The organism is Nitrospirillum goiasense (assembly GCF_034427435.1).
Taxonomy (GTDB): Bacteria; Pseudomonadota; Alphaproteobacteria; order Azospirillales; family Azospirillaceae; genus Nitrospirillum.
On record NZ_JAXQNP010000002.1, the window covers coordinates 2,276,643 to 2,297,209 of the forward strand.

The window sequence follows — 20,567 nt, forward strand, 5'->3', positions numbered from 1 at the left end:
AGTCAATAATTCTAATTACCCAAAAAAAGTCTTCCTTATGACGTCATAAGAAAATTATATGCCCAATTTGTGCTTTTTGAGTTGATGGGAAATCCAAATTTCACTGATATCTATTTTCCATACTCAAATAATGAAAAATTCCCAACCTCACGCCTGGACCGACGAGGAGAAGGACATCCAAGTCTCGGTGAGCAGCCGGGCGAACGGATTGGATCGGCTTATGCAAACCGTCAGAGCCTGGGCCAAGCGCTGTGGAATCCATCCGCCTCATGTCGCCATAGCGCTCCGGCAGGACGTGTTCGCACCTTAAAACCACCCGAATTTTAAAATTAACTCCAGGCGAAGGAGATCACTTTGAGCCTCTTGCAGATCGATGGCGGGCAGTTCGAGGAAAAGGTGCTCGCCGCCAAGGGGCCGATACTGCTCGACTTATGGGCGGACTGGTGTGCGCCCTGCCATGCCCTGATGCCAACGGTCGAGCGTTTGGCCAAGGCGTTTGGTCCGGCGCTCACGGTCGCGCAAATGGACATGGACGCCAACAAGTCCTTCTGGGATCGCCTGGCGGTCCGCGGCATTCCCACCCTGCTGCTGTTCAAGGATGGGGGTGAAGTCGCGCGCATCACCGGCGTCCACCCTTACGGCAAGCTGGTCGCCTGGCTGGGCGCCAATGGCGTGGCGCCACCGGACGGCAACGCTCAATCTGTTCAAAAGGACGGGGAGTGGTGCGCCTTCCACGGCGATGCGGAGTTGAAGCGATTTTTCCTCGACAGGGTCTCGGCCCATGCCGAGGCCGGCGACATCGCCAACGGCCGCATGTCCTATTGGGGGCCCAAGGGGGGCTCGATCTCCTCTGCCTTCATGCGGCAGGCGAAGCCATCCGTTTTTGAGCGGGCCACGGGTTTACCAATTTCGTTGGGCTTGGCCATGGAGTTCGCCCGCATCACCACCGCCGAGCAGGTGGGCCGGGTGTTCGACGCCATCCCGCTAGGCGCCGACCTGGCCGGCGTCGCCCCGCGCCTGATGCTGGCCTGGCTGGGCGATCCGGCCACCCTGTCCCCCGCCTACCTCGACGATCCCCGTCTTGACGCCATCCGCATGGATTGGGCACGGCATCTGCGGGCGGCGCTGGCGGGGGAAGCGGTCGCCCCCGCCGTATGGGTCGAGCTACGGCAGCGGGCTGCGAAACTTCGCAAGGAACTGCCACAGGAGCGTTCGGTGCCTAGGCATGTCACCGCGATGCTGGCCGATCTCTCCCCCGCCTCAGCCGGATAACGGCGGTGAATGGACGGGCATCCTGTTGCTCCTGGGCCACTACACGATATTCAGCCGATTCCTATTCGAGTCCGGCTACTCGCACTACCATTTTTCCCTGGAAGACGTCCGTCACCGTTTTTGCGAAAAAGTCGCCAATGGGCGTGACCCCACCCCCGAGGTCATCGCGGAAATTCATCAGAAATGGGAGAGCCAACACGGGGATCTTCAAACTCTCATCGAGCAGATGCAGGCATTCTCCCATGCCAACAGGAATACTGACGCCAGCCATTTGATCCCGATGCTCATCGCCGCCATTGAAGACACCGTTTCCCCCTAAAGGGTACGGTCATTCAGGTCGCCACACGGGTCTGTAGGGTACGTTCGCTTCAGCGACGGTCAGACATACTCTAAGCCACCGCCTCCCGCGGCCGGGTGACCAGCAGGGACAGGCCCAGCGCCGCCGCCAGCAGCACGGCGGCCAGCAGGAAGGTCGAGCCGTGGGGCAGCATGGCGAAGGGGCCCACGCTGTCGGCCAGCACGGTGGTGAACAGCACGGGGCCCACCATGCCGGTGACGCCACGGATGCTGACCAGCGTGCCCTGCAGCAAGCCCTGCTCCGTCGCAGATACCCGCGCGGACATGAGGCTTTGGGCGGAGGGACCGACCATGCCCCAGAGGGCCACCAGGGGAATGCCGCAGAGAAGGCCCAGGCCCGCGGGCGAGGCGCCGAAAACGGTGAAACCGGCCGTGCCCGCGACCAGGCCCACCATCATGGTCCGACGGGCGCCAATGCGCTTGACCACGCGCCCCACCAGGCCGCCCTGCACCACGGTGCTGCACACGCCCACCCCGGCCAGGGTCAGGCCCACGGACTCCGGCCCCCAGCCATAGCGGTCGTTGACGTAGATGACGAAGGTGTTGTTCAGCGCCTCATGCGCCAGATAGTAGAGCCAGACGACGCCGCCCAGGCCCAGCAGCCCCGGCGCGCCGCGCAGCAGGGCGAACGCGCCCAGCGGGTTGGCCCGCCGCCAGGAAAAGACGCCGCGCCGGTCGGCCGGCAGCGATTCCGGCAGGACGAACAGGCCGTAGCAGGCGTTCAGCAGGCTGAGGCCCCCCGCCACCCAGAACGGCAGGCGCGGCTCGATCCCGCCCAGTAGTCCCCCCGCCGCCGGGCCGACGATGAAGCCCAGGCCGAAGGCGGCGCCCAGCATGCCGAAGGCGCCGGCGCGCTTTTCCGCCGGGGTCACGTCGGCGATGTACGCCGAGGCGGTGGTGAAGCTGGCGGCGGTGATGCCGGACAGGATGCGCCCCACCACCAGCCAGCTCAGGGTCGGCGCGAGGGCCATCAGCAGATAGTCCGCCCCCAGCCCGAAGCAGGACACCAACAGGATGGGCCGCCGGCCGAACCGGTCGGACAACGCGCCGATGAGGGGGAGAACAGGAACTGCATGGCGGCGAACAGGGTGCCGAACAGGCCCACCATGTGCGCGGCCCGCGCGTTGTCGCCGCCGACGAAGCCCTTTACCAGGTCTGGCAGCACCGGAATGATGATGCCCAGCGCCAAGACGTCCAGCAACGCGGTGACGAAGACGAAGGCCAGCGCGGCGCGGCGCGGCGTAGGGGATGCGGTCATTGTCAGGCCCAGACTGGAACCCGGCGTTGCGGGCGCCGGGCGGATCATCGTTCTTTGCGGGCCTACCCTTAATCCTTTTGCGCGCCGTCGGGGAGTCCTGAAAGCAGGGCGGGTCACTATGTCAGGGCCATGGCGGTCCCCCAAACGCCTCCGGCCGCGAACTCCTGGCCTTAAGCCATCCGCTGCCGCTATATGATGCCAGCCAATCGGTTAACGGGGACGAACGATGCGTGAAGTCAGCTGTGTTCTGGACGCCCAGGCCCAGTTGGGCGAATGCCCGCGCTGGGTGGCCGGCGGGAATGGCCAGGATGGCGTGCTGTACTGGGTGGACATCCCGGCCAAGACGCTGCACCGCTTCGACCCCGGCACCGGCCAGGACGTGCAACGCGGCTTCGACCAGCCGGCGGCCTGCCTGGCGCGCCACGGTGACCACGGCCTGGTCCTGGGCATGAAGGACGGCTTCGCCCTGCTGTCCGATTTCGCGGCCGAGCCCGTGCCGCTGGGGGCGCAGGTGGAGCAATCGCGGCCCGACAACCGCTTCAACGACGGCCGTTGCGACCGGCTGGGCCGCTTCTGGTCCGGCACCCTGGACGGCACCAAGCAGCACCGCAACGGCACGCTGTACCGCCTGGACGGGACCGGCCAGGTGACCGATGTCGCCACCGGCTTCCTCACCAGCAACGGCATCGCGTTTTCCCCCGACGACCGCACCTTCTATCTGGCGGACACGCCCAACCACGTCATCTACGCCTATGATTTCGACCTGGCGGGCGGCCATCTGTCGAATCAGCGCGTCTTCCACCAATTCCCCCACGGCCTGGGCCGGCCGGACGGCGCCTCGGTGGATGCGGAGGGCTGCTACTGGACGGCGCTGTACGACGGCGGCCGGGTGGTGCGCCTGTCGCCCCAGGGCGAAATCCTGGAGGAGGTGACCATCCCTGCCCGCCTCTGCACCATGATCGCCTTCGGCGGCCCCGACCTGAAGACCGCGTACGTCACCACCGCCCGCCAGAAGCTGGATGAGGCTGAACTGGCCCGCCATCCACAGTCCGGCGGCATCTTCAGCTTCCGCGTCGATGTCCCGGGCCTGCCGGAACACGCGTACGGTGGATGAGGGCCGGGGAATGAAGGCCGGGGGATCGTCACGCTAGGGCTTGTTGAGAATCATCTGGAGTGAATGACGGCTGCGACGAGATAGATCATGGCTGAGAAGCTCTGATCTGTTTTGTCGCAGCGCATGGCGATGCGTTTGAACTCTTTGAGTTTGCAGAAGAAATTCTCGATGAGGTGACGCCACTTATATATCTCGGCGTCAATCTTGCGTGGACTTGCCCGGCGAGGATGCTGGGAGATGACGACCTTGGCGCCACGCTCGTCCAGATCGGCGATGATGGTGGCAGAGTCATAGGCTTTGTCACCGATCAATCCGCCGAACTCCAAATCCTGGATCAAAGGGGCGACACCAACAGTGTCAAACCGATGGCCTGGCAGGAGGACGAAACGCACCAGGTTTCCGAGCGCATCCGTAAGAGCCAGGATCTTGGTGGTCATGCCGCCCTTGGAGCGACCTATGGCCTGGCTCTGAGTCCCCCTTTTGCGCCCTGACCATGCCGGTGGACTTTGACGATGGTGGCGTCAACCATGGCGTATTCCATGTCGGGCTCGTCCGAGCACGCCTCGAAAAGCCGAATGAAAACATCAGCTTTGACCCAGTCACGGTAACGTTTGAAGATCGTGTTCCACTTGCCGAACGAGGCGGGAAGGTCTCGCCAGGGGCTGCTCGTCCGCGCTATCCAAAGCACCGCCTCAATGAAAAGGCGATTGTCGCTACCGCTCCGCCCTGGATCACTCGGCTTCCCAAGGCAATGCGGTTCCATCTTCGCCCATTGGGCATCGGTCAGTACAAAGCGTTCCATCCGAAGCTTGAATCACGACCAAGCAACGGATGGAAGATAAATCTCAACAAGCCCTAGGCCGAATGTCTTCCTCACGGCCGCATCGACGGGACCGAAGGGCATGAAGCGGCGCAAGACCTTGAGCAGGGAGGCCTCGCCCTTCGGGGTGCGCCGCATTCTCCATGCGCCCAAGGCCGCGTCGGCAATGGCGGCGACGACGCGATCCGGCTCCGGCGCGTTACGGACGCTATGCTGGATGGCACGGACGACCGCATCCCGTTCCCCGTCATAAGCCGCCAGGGGGGATGCCGCCTGCGGCGCGTTAACGTCGAGGCTGGTCTTGGTGTACGACGGCTCGACCAGGACAACCCGGATCCCGAACCGCCGGACCTCATGATCCAAGGTTTCGGACAGTCCCTCGACGGCATGCTTGGAGGCCGAATAGAGCCCCATGTAGGGGGCCGGCAGGAAGCCGAGCACGGAACTGACGTTGACGATCCTTCCGGCGCGCTGCGCCCGCATATGCGGCAGCACGGCCTGTATCGTCCGCAACGTGCCGAACACGTTGGTGTCAAAAAGGGCCTGCGCCTCGGCGATCGAGGTTTCCTCGGTGGCGCCGAGCAGGCTGACGCCGGCGTTGTTCACCAGGACGTCGATCCTTTTTGCCTTCGCCACGATGGCCTCGATACCGCGTCGAACGGAGTCATCACGGCGGACGTCCAGTTCGATCAAAACGACACCCGGTATTGGGTCGGCCTTGGCGAGATCGCGCACGGTGCCGAAGACCTGGCAGCCCCGCTTCACGAAATGCTCGGCAGCGGCACGACCGATGCCCGATGAAACACCGGTGACGACGATGACGGGAGAGGTGGACATGGCGGTTCCTTATCGTTTGCTGTTGGGCGGAGACGCGGTCGCGCCCTAAGACGCCCTGCCGCCAAGGCGGTTTATGAAATCCTGATCGGGATGGGACTCCGGGACCGGCGCTGCGGGGCGGAACAGGTCGTCGCGCTTGCCCTGCAGGCCATCGATGAACCGCCGCGCCGGATCGGCATCGGACAGCGAGGCGGAGGGGACGACGCTGCGCGCCACAGGCTCCCGCTTCCCCATCAGCGAGGCGACGAAGGTTGTCGCCGGATCGGGGGCCTGCGCGGCGGACGCCGTGCCCGACATGACGCCGACTAGGATCAAGGCCTTGATGGACATGCGCGAAATTCTATTGATCGAGGCGAGCATCATCTATCTCCGGTATGCCGACCCCGCCATCATGGGCGGGAGCACCATCGTGCTACCGGTGAAGATATGTAATGAGTGACGTTCTAACAATATCGTCACTACTTACTTTTATCGATGGCCGCCATGCCTTGGCGAGCAGCCTAAAGGAACTTGGGATGGGGGCATGCGTCACCGCCCCTTCCGTGCCGCTTGGGCACCGGCGAGCTATGGCGCTATCACTGGAGAGGCCGGTGTTCCCTCGAACACCCGCGGTGCATCATCAGGGTGTGTTGCGCGCACCCGGGATGCTCCCGCCGCTTTAATCGTCGCCGGCGGCGCTTTCGGTCGCGGGCTTCAGGGGATGGGTGTGGTGGCCGCTGACCTCCGCGCCGGCATCGGGGTCCAGGCGGATGAAGTGGAAGACCGAGGTCAAGCCGATGGCCATGATGGCCAGGAAGGCGACCATGAAGTCATGGGGTTGCAGGACGTCGCCGCCATGCCGGGCCAGGGTGACGTGCAGCAGCAGGGCGCCGGTCGCGACCCCCATGCCCAGCGACACCTGCTGCACCATGGATGACAAGCTGGTGGCGGCACTCATGCGGGGGGCGGGCACGTCCGCGAAAGCCAGGGTGTTCAGGCCGGTGAACTGCAGGGACCGGAGGAAACCGCCGACCAGCAGCACGCCCAGGATCAGCGCAACCGGCGTGTCGGGCCGGAACAGGCCGATGGCGCCGGTCAGCAGGGCGGACAGCACGCTGTTGATCACCAGCGCCCGGCGGAAGCCATAGCGACGCAGGATGGGGCCGGCCGTCATCTTCATGACCAGCGCCCCGGCCGCGGTGGCGAAGGTCAGCAGGCCGGAGACGAAGGCTGTCATGCCGAACCCCACCTGCAGCATCAGCGGCAACAGGAAGGGGATGGCGCCCATGCAGATGCGGAACAGCGACCCGCCCAGCACGCTGATGCGGAAGGTGGCGGTCTTCAGCAGGTCCAGGTCGATCAGCGGATGAGGATGGCGCCGCGAATGGCGTACCGCCACGATGCCGACCAGCAGCCCGATCACCAACAGCGCCGGCGCCACGCGCCAATCCACCCCATCGCGGCCGATGGACTCGAAACCGGCCATGAGGGCGGCCAGCGCCACACCGGAGCTGACGAAGCCCCAACCGTCCAGCTTGGCCACCAATTCCTCGCGGTGATCGGCGATGTAGCGCCAGGACAGGTAAAGGCCCAGCAGGCCGATGGGAATGTTGATGAAGAAAATCCAACGCCAGGACAGGTAGGTCGTCAGCAGGCCGCCAATGGGCGGCCCGATCAGCGGACCCACCATGGCCGGCGTGGTCAGGTAGTTCATGGCCCGGACCAGTTGGTCCTTGGGCACGGTGCGCAGCAGCACCAGCCGGCCCACCGGCACCATCATGGCGCCGCCCACACCCTGCAGCAGGCGGGCCAGCGCCAATTGCGGCAGGGACTGGCTGAGCCCGCAGGCGATGGAGCCCAGGGTGAAGAGCACGATGGCGGCGCGGAAGACCCGGCTGGAACCAAAGCGGTCGGCGACCCAGCCGCTGATGGGGATGAACACCGCCAGGCTGAGGATGTAGGCGGTGATGGCCAGGCTGAGATGAATGGGACTGACGCCCAGGCTGTTGCCCATGGCCGGCAAGGCCGTGGCCAGGACGGTGGCGTCCAGGTTCTCCATGAACAGGGCGCACGAGATGATGAGCGCGACGAGCATGGGCCGTAACAGTGCCTTTCATCCGGGGAGTGCACGCGAAAACGGGGCGAAAACGCTACCCACCGTTTGAGAATTTGGGCAAAGCCGCCGCGTGGAACAAGTGTGTGCCCAGCATGGCTGACCGTCAGGCCGCCCAACCATGCGGCGCGGAACACTCGACCAAGCCATTCCCCCTGCGACCCCGCGTCCGCGATATGGTCGTGCGGGATTTCGCCCCTTGGCACCGGAACGCGCCCCCCTTAGGAATGGTTCCCCCATCCGCTTCCCGGCCAAGGCCCGGAAGCAGCTGAAGAATGGCAGAGGATCGTTCCATGAAGCTCTACTACAAGCCCGGCGCCTGCTCGCTTTCCCCGCACATCGTGGCCCTGGAGGCCGGCCTGGACATCGCCCTGGAGGCGGTGGACCTGAAGACCAAGGTGACGGAGACGGGCGCCAACTTCCTGGAGGCCAATCCCAAGGGCTCCGTCCCGGCGCTGACGCTGGATGACGGCACCGTGCTGACCGAGGGCGCGGTCATCACGCAGTACTTGGCCGACCAGGCCCCCGCCAGCGGCCTGATCCCCGCCGCCGGCAGCATCGGCCGCTACAAGGTGCAGGAATGGCTGAACTTCATCGCCACCGACCTGCACAAGGGCTTCAGCCCCCTGTTCAACCCGGCCACGCCGGATGACTACAAGGCGATGGCCAAGCAGAACCTGGATCGCCGCTTCAAGTATCTCGAGGATGTGCTGGCCGACGGCCGTTCCTACCTGACCGGCGAGACCTTCACCGTCGCCGACGCCTACGCCTATGTCGTGCTGACCTGGGCGGGCAAGGTCGGCATCGACCTCGCCGCCTATCCCAAGGTCGCCGCCTTCTTCACCCGCGTCGGCCAGCGCCCCAAGGTGCAGGCGGCGCTGAAGGCCGAGGGGCTGCTGGCCGCCTAAGCGACCATGCCCGTGGAGGAGGGCCGTCCCCGGCGGACGGCCCTTCCTGACGATACCGGCGGATACCGACGCGAGAAGGAGGCGGGCTCATGCCCATCCCCATGGAATTGCAGCACGCGTCCCAGGACTTCGAGCGCTTCCTGGCCGATGCCCGCGACCTCGCCGGCCTGGCCACCCGCAACCAGACCTACACCATGGTGCAGGGGGTGTTGCAGACCTTTCGCCGCCGGCTTGGCACCGCCGATGCCATCCGCTTCGCTGGCGTGCTGCCGCCCCTGCTGCGCGCCATCTTCGTGACCGACTGGCCGATTGACGAGCCGCCGGTGCCCTTCGCCGACCGGGCCACCATGACGCGCGAGGTGCAGGCGCTGCGCCGCGATCACAACTTCGCGCCCGATACCGCGATCCGCGATGTGGCGGAGGCCCTGCGTCGTCACGTCTATCTGGACGACTTCGACCGCGTGCTGGCCTCCTTGCCGGCGGGGGCGGAAGCGTTTTGGAGCGTGCAGCCCGCCGCCACCGCAGGCGCCGTCACCGACAGCGCGGTAACGGAACGGTGACGGCGGCGCCCGTATAAACGATGGTTTTGGCGTCCTCCGCCTTGTCGTCCCCTGCCCCCACCGCCGCGCCACAGACAATGCGGAAGTGCACGGTAGCGGGCATTCCGGCGAAGGCGCCGTCGCGCGCCTGGATCGTCAGCCGGCGCTGCTTGTCCGACCAGGCCAGGGGAATGATCGCGCGCTTGCCCGCCTGGTAGCCATAGCCGTCCCCCTCGTCGTCATACAGCTCATACACGGCGTCGCGACCGGGGTAGACCCGCAGTTCCAGCGGCTCGTCGCTGGGGGCGTCGGCATAGTCCTTCACGGGGCCCAGCGGCACGATGCTGCCCGCGCGGACGAACAGCGGCAGCGTCGCCAGGTCCGCCTTCGCGTCCACGCGCCGGCCGCCCGCCTGGGCGGCGCCCGTCCAGAAATCGAACCACCGGCCGTCGCCCGGCAGATAGACGCTGCGCGTCGCGGCACCCGCCTGGAGCACGGGCGACACCAGGAACGCCTTGCCGAACATGTACTGGTCGGTGACGCGCAGGGCGGCCGCGTCGTCGGGGAAGTCGAAAGCCAGCGCCCGCATCATCGTCCCGCGATGGCTCAGCACATCCCAGGACAGGGAATAGATATAGGGCAGCAGGCGGTAGCGCAGCTTGACGTCGTCGATCAGGATTTTCTGGGTCGCCGGGTCGAAATTCCAGATCTCCTTGCCCTGTCCCGCCCCATGGATGCGGAACATGGGGTTGAAGACGCCGAACTGGTGCCAGCGCACGAACAGCTCGGCATAAGCAGGATCTTTCGCGGGATCGGGGCTGAAGAAGCCACCGATATCCGCCGACCAGTAGGGCTCCCCGCTCAGCGAGAAATTGAGCGCCGCCGGGATCTGCTTGGCCAGCGTCTCCCAACTGGCGTGGGTGTCGCCCGACCAGGTGATGACGCCGTTGCGCTGCTGGCCAGCATAGGCGGAGCGGGACAGGATGAACACCCGCTTGTCCGGCTGGTCCCGCCGCATCCCATCGTGGACGCCGCTGGTGTGCAGCAGGGGGAAGCTGTTGTTGACCACGATGCCGGGGCCGGCGGCGGTCGATTGCTCCCGCATCTCGCCAGTCTTACCACCCAGCTCCGCCTCGTCCCCATCCAGCCACCAGCCGTCGAAGCCGAGGATGCCCAGGTTCCGCATGATCTGGGACCAATAGATCTCCCGTCCCTTGGGGCTCCAGGCGTCGTACCAGCGGCCGAAGCCAACGGGGTAGACGTTGTTGAAGGCGTCGGGAAAGGCCGCGCCGGCCTGGTCCAGTTCCGCCAGGTTGGCGGTGCCGAGGTCGAAGCGCGGCCACACCGAGATGATGGTGTGGACGTGCAGGTCATGGATCGCCGCGACCATGGATTTGGGGTCGGGATAGCGCGACGCCTCAAATTGGTGGCTGCCCCACTGGCCGCCCGCCCAATACTGCCAATCCTGCACCACGGCATCGATGGGCACGCCCATGTCCCGGTAGCGCCGCGGGATGGCGACCAGCTCCTCCTGGGTGCTGTAATGCTCCTTAGACTGCCACATGCCCCAAGTCCAGCGGGCCATCAGCGGCACATCCCCGGTGAGCGCGCGATAGCCCGCGATCACCTGATCCAGCGTGGGCCCCAGGATGAAGTGATAGTCGATGCCGGGCCCCGCCTCGGACCGGATGCCCAGCGGCGCCTTGCCGGTGGCGACGTCGACATCGGTGACGGAGGCGTTGTTCCACAGCAGGCCGAACCCCGTGGGCGACACCAGCATGGGAATGCCCACGTCGGTGTTCGCCTGCTGCAGGTGGATGGTATGGCCGCTGTAATCCAGCAGCCCGTTCTGGTGCTGGCCCAATCCATAAACCGGTGTCGCGGTCTTGAACCATTGGGTGGCCCCCACCCCGGCGTCGCGCTCCCCCTCCTCCAGGATCACATCGTCCTTGGCGTCCAGGAAGGTCACGGCCGCCGTCCGCTTGGCAACGCGGACATGCAGCCGCGCGGTGGTCAGCACATAGGCGTCAGGCGTCTCCTCGACCTGGAAGGCGATTTTCCCAGGGATGCCGACGACGGCCGGATTGTAGTTGCCGCGATAGCCGGGCGTCCCGAACCGGACGTGGATGATGCCGTCCTGCCAGGGCTCGATGGTGAGGACGCCGCGCTCCGTTTGCAACGCCAGCGCGCCGGCACCGTCCAGCCTCCGCACCACGGTATCCGCCCGCGCCGCCGACGTCAGCGCCAGCAGCATGCCCAAGGTCGGCAGCAAAGACCTGGACAGGAAATCCTTCAATGATGAGCGCATGGCCGTCCCTGTCCTCATTTTTATGGGTTTTATTTCAAGGAGATACCGCTTCGAGCGTGGGGTCAGGGGTCACCATCGGCGCCGGAAGTCGGCCGCAGATTCGTGGCATCACGCTGTCCTCCCCGGGGGCCGTCCCGCACCTGCCGCCGCGGCCCTTCGTTTATTCTGGCGCCCGTCAGACAGGCGTGGCCGCTGGCCGCCCAAGCGGTGACGGTCGCGGCCGCGCCTGCGATAACGCTAACATCCGCGACTTATTTGTCTGCTTAATCTGCTTAATGTCAACAGGGCACGGGCGGAATGACGGGGGGACGATGCGGTCCCATGCCCCCCCACGCGGGATCACGGCAAGAAGGCTTGGTTATCCCGCATCCGCTTCAGCATGTCCTTGCCGGCGTCGTTCACCGCCTGGCCAAAGGCGCCGTACATCATATCCAGGGTGGCGCGGGCGACCGGGCCGCCGGGGTCGGTCTTTTCCGACGGTATCCATGGGTATTCACCGCCATCCTCCTCCCCCGTTTCCGGGTTGACCAAGGACACCAGGTGCCGGGCCTCGGCATAGCCGTGGTCGATCATGTCCTTGGTCTGGGCCAGAAGGTAGAGGGTGGGGCCGGTCAGGCCACCGCCGGGAAAGCTGGACATGAAGCGCTGCTTATCGACCGTCTGCGTTCCATCCGCGCTCAGGGCCCCATACAGCGCATCGGCATCGGCCTTGGCGCCCTGGCCGCTGCCAACGGCGGCCTGCACCTCCGTGGCACTCAGGACGCCATCCTTGTCGCTGTCGCTGACCTCGAAAATCTGGTTCAGCGCCGATTGCTTGGCGGCGGTGTCGTCGCCGGGCGGTCCCAGGTGGTTGACACCTGTGCTGACCCCGCAATTGATGACAGGCATCATTTTCATCGTTCCCCTCCCCAAATCTATTGGTGAGTGAAGAACGACAAACATACAACTTTTAAACCAAAGCCAAGCCCTTGATTCCCATAACAGCGGCAGCCGGCGACACCGGGAAGAACGGGTGTCGCCGGTCAAAAGCTGCCGGGTTGGGTGGCGAAAGCTGCCTCACGCCACGAAGGCGTTATCGACGCCGGCCCAGCCGGGCAGGCCCTCGGCAACCACCAGTTGGTCGCGCACCTCGCGCACGCCGGGGCCGTTTTCCGCCACCACGCGGAAGGCCTGGGCCACGCGGGCGTCATAGACGACGCCGGTCAGGGTGACGATGCCGCTGGCGACCGCTACATCCACGCGGCTGTCGGCCCACCAGCGCTTGTCCGCCAGTTCCACCAGCAGGCGATAGCGGATTTCGCTGTCCAGCAGAGGGGGCTCCTCCACCGGCGTCCCGCCCAGGTCCAGAGTGTGCAGCAGGGCGCGCACCACGTCGGCGCGGCTGATCACCCCGGCCAGGTGGCCATGGGCCAGCACCGGCAGGCGCTTCACCTTGTGGCGATCCATCAGGGCGACGGCGGTGGCGATGTCATCATCCACGTCCACGGTCAGGACGCTGCGGGTCATGACCTCATCCACCCGGCGGCCGTGAACCTTGCTGTACTGGTCGGCCTGATCACCGGGGGTGATGAACAGGCGCTGCCACCAATGGCTTGGCGCCTCCGTCCCCGTCTCGGCCCGGCGCATCAGGTCGCCCTCGGTCAGGACGCCGACGACGCGGCAACCGCCGCCGTCCGCCGCCGGATCATCCTCCACCACCGGCAGGCCGCTGATCCGGTTGCGCACCATCAGGCGCAGGGCATCCACCAGCGGCGTGTCCGGCCGCACGGTCAGGACGCCGGGCGTCATGATCTGGCGGACGGCGGTGGGCTTGAAAATCTCGAAAGTCGGGGCGGGCGCGGTCATGGCGGCATCCTCCGGTTGGGATGCCGCCATAGTGGGCTTACGAGGGCCGGGCGTCCTTGATGCGGGTCAATTCGGCGCCCGCATCAATTCGGCCATGCTCCTTCACTTCAGCACGCCGCGCCGGCATCCAGGATGGGGGCGACCAGGGCGTGCAGGGCGAGCGCGTCGGGGGCGGCGCGCAGGGTGGCGGCCAGGCCCGGCGTGCGCAGGGCGCGGCTGATGCGGGCCAGGGCCTGCAAGTGGGCATTGCCGCAGTGGACGGGCGTCAGCAGACCGAACACCAGATCGACGGGGGCGCCGTCGATGGCCTCGAACTCCACCGGCTTGGCCAACCGGATGAAGGCGCCGATGGGCCGGGTGATGCTGCTGAACCGGGCATGGGGAATGGCGATTCCCGCCCCCACGCCGGTGGAGCCCAGCGCCTCACGGGCGCGCAGGTCATCCACCACGGCGCCAGCGTCCAGGGCGCCAGCGGCGGCGATGCGCAGCGCGATCTCCTTCAGGACGGCCTCCTTGGTCGACACCGTCAGGCCCAGCCCCACGGACGACGGGGCCAGCGCGGAAGCGGCGCCGGAGGGGTTGGACGACGGATCGGATGCGATCGACGCCATGACGTCAGCGACCTTGGGGGCGGCGAACGCCGACCGGGGCGCAACGCTGGAGCGGAGCATGAAAACAACCGTATTGGTTACCGATCGCCGTCACATAAGCGATCTTGGCCTCTTTGGGAAGCCCCAACTGCGGCAGCATAACGCAGCTGCTCGCCGGGTATGGATGCCCATCCATGATTCGTTTCCCTGAAAAGCCCGTGGAATCAGAGGGATTCGTCACTAATGACCAAGCGGTAACCGATGCCGGGTTCGGTCTGAATGATTCCCGGCGCGTTAGGGTCACTTTCAATCTTTTGTCGCAGCATGCGGATGTAGACGCGCAAGTACTGCACCTCGTCTTCCTTGGCGGGTCCCCAGACTTCCTTGAGGATTTGCCGGTGGGTCAGAATCTTGCCGGCGTGCGCCGCCAGGAAACGCAACAGATCGAATTCCGTAGGCGACAGGTGCAGCTTCTCCCCACCCCGTGTCACCTGACGGTTGATGAGGTCGATGGCCAAGCCGCCGGCGTTCACCACCGACCGGCCGCCTTGCTGCTGCACGGCGTGGCGCAGGGCCGCCCGGATGCGGGCCATCAGCTCCGCCGTGCCGAAGGGCTTGGTGACATAGTCGTCGGCGCCCAGGTCCAGCGCCGCCACTTTGTCCTCCTCCTGGTCGCGGCTGGACAGGATGATGACAGGCGTCGGGCGCTCCGCCTTCAGCTTGCCCACCAGGTCCAGGCCGTCGCCGTCGGGCAGGCCCAGGTCCAGCAGGACGAGGTCCACGCCGGGCAGGCGGGCCTGCACCAGCCCCTCCTGCGCCGTCGCCGCCTCCACCAAGGTCCAGCCCTGGGGCGTCAGCACGGCGCGCAGCAGGCGCCGGATGGCGACTTCATCCTCGATGACCAGGATGCGATGGGGTTTGCTCATGATCTCAACTCTGGTCCAGCATGCTCTTTACCCGAGAACCCAGGCATCTAGCGCGTCGTCGGTGGGCAAGGTCAATTCGAACACGGCGCCGGTCCGGTCAGTGCGGTTGGTGGCCTTGATGGTGCCGCCCAGGGCGGTCATGAAACCACGGCAGATGGCCAGCCCCAGGCCGGTGCCGGCCTGGCGGTGGTCCCGCGCTTCCACCCGGTAGAACTTGTCGAAGATGCGCTCCAGGCTGTCAGGTGGGATGCCCACGCCCTCATCCGTCACGCGGATGACGACGTGGTTGTGCCGCCGCGCCGCCGACACGGCCACCCGCGCCTCCGGCCCCGAATATTTGGCGGCGTTGTCCAGCAGGTTGAACAGCACCTGTTCCAGCAGCAGATAGTCGGTGCGCACCAGCGGCAGGTCGGGCGCCAGATCCAGATCCAGCGGCCGGCCGGCCAGCACGGGCCGGGCCCGCTGGGTGGCGGTGTGCACCACGTCCACCAGGTCCGTCGGCTCGCGGCGGATGTCCAGCCCGGCCTCCAGCCGCGTCATGTCCAGCAGGTTGCGCACGAAGCGGCCCATGCGCTCCGCCTCCACCAGCAGGTCGCCGGTCAACTGGGCGCGGGTGGCGGGCTCCAGCCCCTCGCCTTCCGTCTTCAAGGTGGTGGCGGTGCCGATGATGGCGGCCAGCGGCGTACGCAGGTCATGCGACAGCGAGGTCAGCATGGCGGAGCGCAGGCGCTCCGTCTCCCCCTCCAGCCGCGCCTTGTCGATGTCCTGCACCAGCTTGACCCGCTCGATGGCCACGGCGGCCTGGTCCATGATGGCGTCCAGCAGGCGGCGCTGGTCCGGCGTCAGGATGGGGCCGGGGTCATCGGTGTCCACCCCCACCACCGCAACCACCCCGCGCTCCGTCCGCACGGGCAGGAACAGGCGCTGGGTGCCGGGCAGCGTGGGGGCACCGCGGCCCGCCGGCTTGGCGTTGTCATAAGCCCAGCGGGCGGCGGCCAAGTCCATCTCCCCCACCTGGTCCTCGGGCGGATAGCCGGCCTTGACCTCCAGGGCGCCTTGGTCCTCCGGCATCAACAGCACGACCCGCACCTTCAGCAGCAGAGCCACCTGGTGGGTGGTGGCCCACAGCAAATCCTCCATCTCACCGATGCCGGCCAGCTTGCGCGCGAAGGAGAACATTTGGGCGGTGATGCGGGCGCGGTTGGCGGCGATGGTGGCCTGCTCCCTCACCCGCGCTGTCAGGCGGCTGGTGAAGACGGCGACGATGGTGAAGAACACCAGCGCCACCACGTTGGACGGGTCGCGGATGGTGAAGGTGTACAGCGGCGGCAGGAAGAAGAAGTTGTAGGCCAGGACACTGAGGCAGGAGGCGAACAGCGACGGGCCGTAGCCGTGCAGGATGGCGCTGGCCAGCACCGCCGCGATGTAGACCAGCGACAGGTTGCGCACATCCATGGCGTTGCCCAGCAGGCTGCCCGCCACGGTGGCGAGGCCCACCATCAGCGTGGCAACGCCATAGGGTTGCCAGGCCAGGCCGCTGGATTCGGGGCGGGTGCGCACCATCTTGGGCGGGATCGTGTCCGCCTCCACCGCGTCACCGGCGATAACGTGGACGGAAATGGTGCCGGCCTTGCGCACCAGTTCATGCACGACGGAGCCGTGCACGATCTCGAACCAGCGCGGGCGTTCAGACTTGCCGATGATGATGTGGGTGAAGTTGTTGGCCCGGGCATAGGCCAGCAGGTCGGTGGCGATGGTGCGGCCGGGCACGGTGATGGCCTCACCCCCCAGTTGCTCCGCCAGCCGCAGGGTGTCGGCGATGCGGTCGCGCGCCGCCTCGCCCAGGCGCTGGGTGCGCGCGGTCTCGACATACAGAGCGGTGAAGCGGGTCTTCAGCCGGTCGGCCAAGCGCTTGGCGTAGCGCACCAGGCCGCCGGCGGTCTTGTCTTCCGACACGCAGACCAGCACGCGGTCGCCCGCCGCCCAGGGGCCCTGGATGGCGTGGCGCTGCATGTAGGACAGCATCTGGTCATCCACCCGCTGCGCCGTGCGCCGCAGCGCCAGCTCGCGCAGGGCGGTCAGGTTGCCGGGGGAGAAATAGTGCTTCAGCGCCCGCTGCGCCTGCTCGCGGATATAAACCTTGCCCTCGTTCAGGCGCTTGATCAGGTCCTGCGGCGGCAGGTCGATGACCTCGATCTCATCCGCCATCTCCAGCACGCTGTCGGGCACCGTCTCGCGCACGCGGATGCGGGTGATCTGCGCCACCACATCGTTCAGGCTTTCCACATGCTGGATGTTCAGGGTGGTCAGCACGTCGATGCCGGCGGCCAGCAGCTCCTCCACATCGGAATAGCGCTTGGCGTGGCGGCTGCCCGCCGCGTTGGTGTGGGCCAACTCATCCACCAGGGCCAGGCGGGGACGGCGGCGCAGCAGGGCGTCGATGTCCATCTCCTCCAGGGTGCGACCCTTGTACTCCAGCACCCGGCGGGGCACGACCTCCAGCCCGGCCAGCATGGCCTCCGTCTCGCGCCGGCCGTGGGTTTCCACCACGCCGACCACAACGTCCACGCCTTCCGCCTTCAGCTGCCGCGCCGTCTCCAGCATCTGGTAGGTCTTGCCCACGCCGGGGGCGGCGCCCAGGTAGATGCGCAGCTTGCCCCGGCGCTCCTGCATGGCCTGGCTCAACAGGGCGTCCGGCGACGGGCGGTTGGTGTAGTCGGCGTTGGTCACGGGTGGTCTTTCGAAGGCCCAAGCGCAAACGGCAAAAGCCGCCGCTTCGGAACGTTGGCCAACAATAGCGCCAACGGATCCGAAACGGCGAGCCTTCAACCTTTCAAGACAATCAGTTACCGGACGGGTGCGCCGCGTCCAGGGCGCGGTTCAGCGCCAGGACGTTGACGTGCGGCTCCCCGATCAGGCCCAGCAGGCGGCCCTCGACATGGGCGTCCACCAGGCTGCGCACGGCGGCCTCGGTCATGCCGCGCGCCTTCGCCACGCGCGCCACCTGGTAATAGGCGCCGGCGGCCGAAATGTCGGGGTCCAGGCCGCTGGCCGAGGTGGTCACCAGGTCCACCGGAACCGGATGGTCCTTGGTGGCGCCATACTTCTCCGCATCCCCCTGGATGCGGTCCACCAGCGCCTTGGAGGTCGGCCCCAGGTTGGAGCCCATGGAGTTGGCGGCGTTGTAGGGGGCGGCGATAGTCTTGGTGCTGTCGTTGGGGTCGGTGTCGGTGGTCGCCGACGGACGGCCCCAGAAGTATTTCTCCGACGTGAAGTTCTGCCCGATGAGGGTGGAGCCCACCACCGTGCCGTCCTGGCTGGTGATCAGGCTGCCGGCGGCCTGGCGCGGGAACAGGACATGGGCGATGCGGGTCATGGCCAACGGATAGACCAGGCCGCAGAGGACGGTGAAGAACAGGGCCAGCGAGATGGCCGGACGGATTTGCTTGAGCATGGCTCTGAGGCCTCCTTTAGGCCAGGCCGACGGCGGTCACGACCATGTCGATGGCCTTGATGCCGATGAAGGGGATGATGATGCCGCCCAGGCCATAGACCAGCATGTTGCGTGACAGCAGGCTGGCGGCCGGCAGGGCGCGATAGCGCACGCCCTTCAGGGCCAGCGGGATCAGCGCGATGATGACCAGGGCGTTGAAGATGATGGCCGACAGGATGGCCGATTGCGGCGTGGCCAGGTGCATGACGTTCAGCGCGTTCAGCGCCGGGTACAGCCCCGCGAACATCGCCGGGATGATGGCGAAGTACTTGGCCACGTCGTTGGCGATGGAGAAGGTGGTCAAGGCACCACGGGTCATCAGCAGTTGCTTGCCGATGCCCACGATCTCGATCAGCTTCGTCGGGTCGCTGTCCAAATCCACCATGTTGCCGGCCTCGCGGGCGGCCTGGGTGCCGGTGTTCATGGCGACACCCACGTCCGCCTGGGCCAGGGCCGGGGCGTCGTTGGTGCCGTCGCCGCACATGGCGACCAGGCGGCCCTCGGCCTGTTCCTTGCGGATCAGGGCCAGCTTGTCCTCCGGCGTGGCCTGGGCCAGGAAGTCATCCACACCCGCCTCGGCCGCGATGGCGGCGGCGGTCAGCGGGTTGTCGCCGGTGATCATCACCGTGCGGATGCCCATGCGGCGCAGCTCGGCGAAGCGGTCGCGGATGCCGCCCTTGATGATGTCCTTCAGGTAGATGACGCCCAGCACCCGGTCGTTGCGCACCACCGCCAGGGGGGTGCCGCCGGCCTTGGCGATGCGCTCGGTGATGGCCTCCAGCTCCGGATGGCGCACCGGCTGGCTGCCGCGCAGGGCCGCCACATGGCGCAGCACGGCGTCCACCGCACCCTTGCGGATCTGGATGACGCCATCCCCATTTTCACTGGCCAGATCAACACCGCTCATGCGCGTCTGGGCGGCGAAGGGGACGAAGCGGGCGTTCAGGCCGCCCATGTCCTTGCCGCGCAGGCCATACTTCTCCTTGGCCAGCACGACGATGGACCGGCCCTCCGGCGTCTCATCGCTGAGCGAGGACAGCTGCGCCGCCTCCGCCAGTTCCTTGTCGCTGACGCCCGACACCGGGATGAACTCCGCCGCGTGGCGGTTGCCCAGGGTGATGGTGCCGGTCTTGTCCAGCAGCAGGGTGTCGACGTCGCCCGCCGCCTCCACCGCGCGGCCGGACATGGCCAGCACGTTGAAGCGCACCAGGCGATCCATGCCGGCGATGCCGATGGCGGACAACAGCGCGCCGATGGTGGTGGGGATCAGGGTGACGAACAGCGCCACCAGCACCACCACCGACACCGACCCACCGGCGTAAGCCGCGAATCCCGGAATGGTGACGACCGCCAGGATGAAGATCAGGCTCATACCCACCAGCAGGATGTTGAGCGCGATCTCGTTCGGGGTCTTCTGCCGCTCCGCCCCCTCGACCAGCGCGATCATGCGGTCGAGGAAGGTGGAGCCCTGGGCGGCCGTGATGCGGACGATGATGCGGTCCGACAGCACGCGGGTGCCGCCGGTGACGGCCGAGCGGTCGCCGCCGCTTTCCCGGATCACCGGGGCGGATTCACCGGTGATGGCGGACTCGTCCACCGTGGCGATGCCGTCGACGATCTCGCCATCGCTGGGGATGATGTCGCCGGCGTCGACCACGACATGGTCACCCACCTTCAGATCGGCGGCCCCCACCGTCTGAAAGCTGGTGACGGCCGCCCCCCTGGCGACCATGGGGCCGGTCAGGCGCTTGGCCACCGTCTCGGTGCGGGTCTTGCGCAGGCTGTCGGCCTGGGCCTTGCCCCGGCCCTCGGCCACCGCCTCGGCGAAGTTGGCGAACAGCACCGTGAACCACAGCCACAGCACGATCTGGAAGGAGAAGCCGGCACCCGGGGCGCCGGTCGCCAAGTCGCGCGCCAGCAGCACGGTGGTCAGCAGGGCCACCGCCGCCACCAGGAACATGACGGGGTTCCGCACCAGGGTGGCGGGGTTCAGCTTGGTGAAGCTGGCCTTGACCGCCGGGCCCAGGATGGCCGGGTCCAGCAGCGCCGACTTGGCCGACCGGCGGGCGGAGGGGGCGGGCGCCGGCTGGGGGGCGGGCTGCTGCCCCGGGTGGGACCCCGGCTGGGAAATGGAAGGGGATGACATCTCAAAATCTCCGAAGAACGGATGCCGCCAATGCAGGGGATCGCCTGCGGGCTCGCGCCCGG

19 protein-coding genes are annotated in these 20,567 nt (G+C 66.7%); 5 read left to right on the top strand and 14 right to left on the bottom strand.

What is annotated here, in order from left to right:
* Positions 1 to 354: 354 nt before the first annotated feature.
* On the top strand, positions 355 to 1,272 hold the full coding sequence (locus ULB03_RS13020; protein ID WP_322483516.1) for a thioredoxin family protein: 918 nt from the start codon (positions 355 to 357) through the stop codon (positions 1,270 to 1,272).
* A gap of 25 nt (positions 1,273 to 1,297) precedes the next feature.
* Complete coding sequence (locus ULB03_RS13025; protein ID WP_322483517.1) at positions 1,298 to 1,591, top strand: hypothetical protein; 294 nt, start codon at positions 1,298 to 1,300, stop codon at positions 1,589 to 1,591.
* Positions 1,592 to 1,661: 70 nt separating this feature from the next.
* Here the strand turns inward: ULB03_RS13025 and ULB03_RS13030 are convergent, their stop codons facing one another.
* Entirely contained in the window at positions 1,662 to 2,672 is a 1,011-nt protein-coding gene (locus ULB03_RS13030; RefSeq protein ID WP_322483518.1) for an MFS transporter, read from the bottom strand.
* Positions 2,600 to 2,887 carry a hypothetical protein gene (locus tag ULB03_RS13035; protein ID WP_322483519.1) on the bottom strand — a complete coding sequence of 96 codons (288 nt, stop codon included), beginning with the start codon at positions 2,885 to 2,887 and terminating at the stop codon, positions 2,600 to 2,602. Before ULB03_RS13035 ends, ULB03_RS13030 begins: the two co-directional genes overlap by 73 nt.
* Positions 2,888 to 3,113: 226 nt before the next feature.
* On the opposite strand from ULB03_RS13035, the gene ULB03_RS13040 reads away from it, so the two are divergent.
* Positions 3,114 to 4,001 (top strand): SMP-30/gluconolactonase/LRE family protein, encoded by an 888-nt coding sequence (locus ULB03_RS13040; RefSeq protein WP_322483520.1) that lies wholly within the window; start codon positions 3,114 to 3,116, stop codon positions 3,999 to 4,001.
* Positions 4,002 to 4,051: 50 nt separating this feature from the next.
* Here ULB03_RS13040 and ULB03_RS13045 read toward each other — a convergent pair.
* From ULB03_RS13045 to ULB03_RS13060, 4 genes are all read right to left on the bottom strand, one after another.
* Positions 4,052 to 4,803 (bottom strand): IS5 family transposase gene (locus ULB03_RS13045; protein WP_322483521.1). Its coding sequence is split into 2 segments (ribosomal slippage): positions 4,052 to 4,473 and positions 4,473 to 4,803, totalling 753 coding nucleotides; the frame shifts between segments, so codons are not numbered across the junction.
* Positions 4,804 to 4,815: 12 nt separating this feature from the next.
* On the bottom strand, positions 4,816 to 5,658 hold the full coding sequence (locus ULB03_RS13050) for an oxidoreductase (protein ID WP_322483522.1): 843 nt from the start codon (positions 5,656 to 5,658) through the stop codon (positions 4,816 to 4,818).
* A 45-nt stretch (positions 5,659 to 5,703) separates the two neighbouring features.
* Positions 5,704 to 5,988 (bottom strand): hypothetical protein, encoded by a 285-nt coding sequence (locus ULB03_RS13055; RefSeq protein ID WP_322483523.1) that lies wholly within the window; start codon positions 5,986 to 5,988, stop codon positions 5,704 to 5,706.
* Between the two features lie 328 nt (positions 5,989 to 6,316).
* Positions 6,317 to 7,732, bottom strand: coding sequence for a DHA2 family efflux MFS transporter permease subunit (locus tag ULB03_RS13060; protein ID WP_322483524.1), 1,416 nt, complete (start codon positions 7,730 to 7,732; stop codon positions 6,317 to 6,319).
* 311 nt (positions 7,733 to 8,043) lie between these two features.
* Here ULB03_RS13060 and gstA point away from each other — a divergent pair, with 311 nt between their 5' ends.
* Both gstA and ULB03_RS13070 read left to right on the top strand, forming a co-directional pair.
* Positions 8,044 to 8,658, top strand: a complete 615-nt coding sequence (gene gstA / locus ULB03_RS13065; RefSeq protein WP_322483525.1) for a glutathione transferase GstA — start codon at positions 8,044 to 8,046, stop codon at positions 8,656 to 8,658.
* 89 nt (positions 8,659 to 8,747) lie between these two features.
* On the top strand, positions 8,748 to 9,218 hold the full coding sequence (locus tag ULB03_RS13070; protein WP_322483526.1) for a DUF2267 domain-containing protein: 471 nt from the start codon (positions 8,748 to 8,750) through the stop codon (positions 9,216 to 9,218).
* Here ULB03_RS13070 and ULB03_RS13075 read toward each other — a convergent pair.
* The 8 genes from ULB03_RS13075 to kdpB all read right to left on the bottom strand — a co-directional run bounded on the left by ULB03_RS13075 (position 9,190) and on the right by kdpB (position 20,505).
* The gene (locus tag ULB03_RS13075; RefSeq protein ID WP_322483527.1) at positions 9,190 to 11,505 is read right to left on the bottom strand and encodes a glycoside hydrolase family 31 protein; all 2,316 of its coding nucleotides are present in this window, start codon (positions 11,503 to 11,505) and stop codon (positions 9,190 to 9,192) included. The two genes, ULB03_RS13070 and ULB03_RS13075, sit on opposite strands and share 29 nt — an antisense overlap.
* Positions 11,506 to 11,844: 339 nt before the next feature.
* Positions 11,845 to 12,402 (bottom strand): hypothetical protein, encoded by a 558-nt coding sequence (locus ULB03_RS13080; RefSeq protein ID WP_322483528.1) that lies wholly within the window; start codon positions 12,400 to 12,402, stop codon positions 11,845 to 11,847.
* Positions 12,403 to 12,561: 159 nt separating this feature from the next.
* Positions 12,562 to 13,350: a CBS domain-containing protein gene (locus ULB03_RS13085; protein WP_322483529.1), complete on the bottom strand. Its 789-nt coding sequence runs from the start codon at positions 13,348 to 13,350 to the stop codon at positions 12,562 to 12,564.
* A gap of 107 nt (positions 13,351 to 13,457) precedes the next feature.
* Positions 13,458 to 13,961, bottom strand: coding sequence for a PTS sugar transporter subunit IIA (locus tag ULB03_RS13090; protein ID WP_322483530.1), 504 nt, complete (start codon positions 13,959 to 13,961; stop codon positions 13,458 to 13,460).
* Between the two features lie 203 nt (positions 13,962 to 14,164).
* Entirely contained in the window at positions 14,165 to 14,866 is a 702-nt protein-coding gene (locus ULB03_RS13095) for a response regulator (protein WP_322483531.1), read from the bottom strand.
* Between the two features lie 27 nt (positions 14,867 to 14,893).
* The gene (locus ULB03_RS13100; protein ID WP_322483532.1) at positions 14,894 to 17,596 is read right to left on the bottom strand and encodes a sensor histidine kinase KdpD; all 2,703 of its coding nucleotides are present in this window, start codon (positions 17,594 to 17,596) and stop codon (positions 14,894 to 14,896) included.
* Between the two features lie 112 nt (positions 17,597 to 17,708).
* Positions 17,709 to 18,320 carry a potassium-transporting ATPase subunit KdpC gene (kdpC, locus tag ULB03_RS13105; protein WP_322483533.1) on the bottom strand — a complete coding sequence of 204 codons (612 nt, stop codon included), beginning with the start codon at positions 18,318 to 18,320 and terminating at the stop codon, positions 17,709 to 17,711.
* Positions 18,321 to 18,336: 16 nt separating this feature from the next.
* The gene (gene kdpB / locus ULB03_RS13110) at positions 18,337 to 20,505 is read right to left on the bottom strand and encodes a potassium-transporting ATPase subunit KdpB (protein ID WP_322483534.1); all 2,169 of its coding nucleotides are present in this window, start codon (positions 20,503 to 20,505) and stop codon (positions 18,337 to 18,339) included.
* Between the last annotated feature and the right edge of the window lie 62 nt (positions 20,506 to 20,567).

Excerpts from the sequence above, each read along its gene's own strand:
- ULB03_RS13035 (WP_322483519.1), bottom strand. The coding sequence starts at position 2,887 with ATGACCGCATCCCCTACGCCGCGCCGCGCCGCGCTGGCCTTCGTCTTC.
- ULB03_RS13040 (WP_322483520.1), top strand. The coding sequence starts at position 3,114 with ATGCGTGAAGTCAGCTGTGTTCTGGACGCCCAGGCCCAGTTGGGCGAA.
- ULB03_RS13050 (WP_322483522.1), bottom strand. The coding sequence starts at position 5,658 with ATGTCCACCTCTCCCGTCATCGTCGTCACCGGTGTTTCATCGGGCATC.
- ULB03_RS13055 (WP_322483523.1), bottom strand. The coding sequence starts at position 5,988 with ATGTCCATCAAGGCCTTGATCCTAGTCGGCGTCATGTCGGGCACGGCG.
- ULB03_RS13060 (WP_322483524.1), bottom strand. The coding sequence starts at position 7,732 with ATGCTCGTCGCGCTCATCATCTCGTGCGCCCTGTTCATGGAGAACCTG.
- gstA (WP_322483525.1), top strand. The coding sequence starts at position 8,044 with ATGAAGCTCTACTACAAGCCCGGCGCCTGCTCGCTTTCCCCGCACATC.
- ULB03_RS13070 (WP_322483526.1), top strand. The coding sequence starts at position 8,748 with ATGCCCATCCCCATGGAATTGCAGCACGCGTCCCAGGACTTCGAGCGC.
- ULB03_RS13075 (WP_322483527.1), bottom strand. The coding sequence starts at position 11,505 with ATGCGCTCATCATTGAAGGATTTCCTGTCCAGGTCTTTGCTGCCGACC.
- ULB03_RS13080 (WP_322483528.1), bottom strand. The coding sequence starts at position 12,402 with ATGAAAATGATGCCTGTCATCAATTGCGGGGTCAGCACAGGTGTCAAC.
- ULB03_RS13085 (WP_322483529.1), bottom strand. The coding sequence starts at position 13,350 with ATGACCGCGCCCGCCCCGACTTTCGAGATTTTCAAGCCCACCGCCGTC.
- ULB03_RS13090 (WP_322483530.1), bottom strand. The coding sequence starts at position 13,961 with ATGGCGTCGATCGCATCCGATCCGTCGTCCAACCCCTCCGGCGCCGCT.
- ULB03_RS13095 (WP_322483531.1), bottom strand. The coding sequence starts at position 14,866 with ATGAGCAAACCCCATCGCATCCTGGTCATCGAGGATGAAGTCGCCATC.
- kdpC (WP_322483533.1), bottom strand. The coding sequence starts at position 18,320 with ATGCTCAAGCAAATCCGTCCGGCCATCTCGCTGGCCCTGTTCTTCACC.
- kdpB (WP_322483534.1), bottom strand. The coding sequence starts at position 20,505 with ATGTCATCCCCTTCCATTTCCCAGCCGGGGTCCCACCCGGGGCAGCAG.